Here is a 1904-nt window from a genome sequence, read left to right as displayed (position 1 = left end):
ATCTGGAACGACCGCGACACCGCCACCCTCCGCGACCACCGCGGCAACGTCATCGACACCGAATCCTGGGGCCGCCGCGGACACCACCACCGCGGCTGATCCCGTCCGGCGGTCGCCCCGACGGGGACGGTGACCGCCGGCTTGCGGGGTGCGGCGTGTCGTGGCCGAGGGGCCGGGGCACGCCGCACCCATGTCGTGCGTGTGTCCGCGGGTGCGGGTGCGGCGCGTGCATTCGGGTGGCGGCGTGCCGTGTCGGACCGGCGGTGCGGGCCCGGTTCGCGATGCTGGGCCGGGCGCGGCATCGCGGCCGCCGCCTCTTTCCTTGTGTCCTCTTCCATGGCCCTCTGTCCCACGGTGAGAAGGAGTACGGCATGCCGACGGACCCGGTCGGGCGTTTCCTCGCGGTGCTGGAGCCGCACCGGCGGGAGGCCGTGGCGGGCATGCCGCGCGAGGAGCAGGAGCGGCTTGCGGCCGCCTGGGAGGAGGAGCTGGGTTCGGACGACGAGCTCGACACCCTCGACGAGCTCTCGCCGCCCGCGGCGGAGGCCGAGGCGGCCCGTCGGGTGATGGACCGCGAGGGCTGATCCGGCCCGGGGGGCGCGCGCCGGGGGCGGGTGGGAAACGCACTGGCGGGCGGGTCCGGGGCTGGGGAAGACTGCGGCGGTGCGTGATCGTCTGGAAGTGTCCTCGGGGCTGCGGCTGCGGCGCTGGTCGTCGGCGGATGCCGGGGCGGTGCTGGCGGCGTTCGCCGATCCGGTGATGTCGTGGCAGGCCGCCGAGCCGGTCGTGACGTGGGCGGCGGCGCGGCGGTGGCTGGCGGCCCGGGCGGAGCAGTGGGAGGCGGGGGCGGGTTTCGCGTTCGCGGTCGTCGACGGTGCGGGCACGGTGCTGGGGAACGTGGCGGTCGGGTCCGTCGACCGGCGGCACCGCACGGGGTGGGTCTCGTACTGGACGGCTGCGGCGGCCCGCGGGCGGGGCGCCGCGTCGGGGGGCTGTGCCGCGGTGGCCGCCTGGGCGTTCGAGGACGCCGGTCTGTTCCGGCTGGAGCTGGGTCACCGGGTGAACAACCCGGCTTCGTGCCGGGTGGCCCGGGCCGCGGGTTTCGCGGTGGAGGGGGTCCAGCGCGGCAAGCTCGAGTACGACGGGGTCCGCTACGACGTCGAGCTGCACGCCCGGCTGGCGACCGACGCGGGACCGACACCGCCGGGGCGGCCGGGGCGGGCCACAGCCTGAGTGCCGAAGCCCGCCGGCGGCACGCTTCCGGGACCGGCCGCCCGCGGCGCGGCGCGGGCGGCCGCGGCGCGCCGCGGGTGAATGCCGGACCCGGGCGGGGGCGTCGCCGAGGCCTGTGGCACGGGGCTTCACCGCCGCGTCGGCAGACACCGCGCCGCCCGGGCGGCGCCCAGGCGGGCGCCGCCGGTGGCGTGCTTGCGGGAGGTCCGGCCGGTCCCCCTGTGTCCGGCCTGCGGCACGGGGCGTGAGCGCCGTACCGGCGGACGCCGTGGGCCCGGGCACAGGCCGGGCGGGCACTACCGGTGGCACGCTTCCGGAAGGCCCACCCCACCGGCCGTGGCCCGGCCTGCACCGGCCCCGGCGTGCGGCCGGCGGGGGCGCGGGCCTGCGGCAGGGGGCTCGGCCGGCAGACGCCGGGCCGGATGGGGCCCGGGCGCAGAGCGACCAGGCCGGTTCCGCCGGTGGTGTGTTCCGGGAACGCCGGCGGGCCGCGCTGCGGCACAGGTTCGGCGCCGTGCCGGCAGACGCCGTGGCCCGGGCCGGGGGGACGGGGGTGGGGCTCGGGGCGGTGTGCCGGCGGGGGCGCGGGCCTGCGGCAGGGGGCTCGGCCGGCAGACGCCGGGCCGGATGGGGCCCGGGCGCAGAGCGACCAGGCCGGTTCCGCCGGTGGT

General features: G+C 79.1%; 2 protein-coding genes. Both read left to right on the top strand.

All coding sequences use genetic code 11. The annotated features are described in order from the left end of the window. Positions 1-371: 371 nt before the first annotated feature. On the top strand, positions 372-584 hold the full coding sequence (locus tag IH80_RS0138310) for a hypothetical protein (RefSeq protein ID WP_030966540.1): 213 nt from the start codon (positions 372-374) through the stop codon (positions 582-584). A 79-nt stretch (positions 585-663) separates the two neighbouring features. Then, positions 664-1233, top strand: coding sequence for a GNAT family N-acetyltransferase (locus IH80_RS0138305; RefSeq protein ID WP_051810383.1), 570 nt, complete (start codon positions 664-666; stop codon positions 1231-1233). Positions 1234-1904: the final 671 nt, after the last annotated feature.

It is taken from the genome of Streptomyces sp. NRRL S-378 (genome assembly GCF_000720645.1).
Lineage (GTDB): Bacteria > Actinomycetota > Actinomycetes > Streptomycetales > Streptomycetaceae > Streptomyces.
This window is presented reverse-complemented; position numbering and strand designations above follow the sequence as displayed.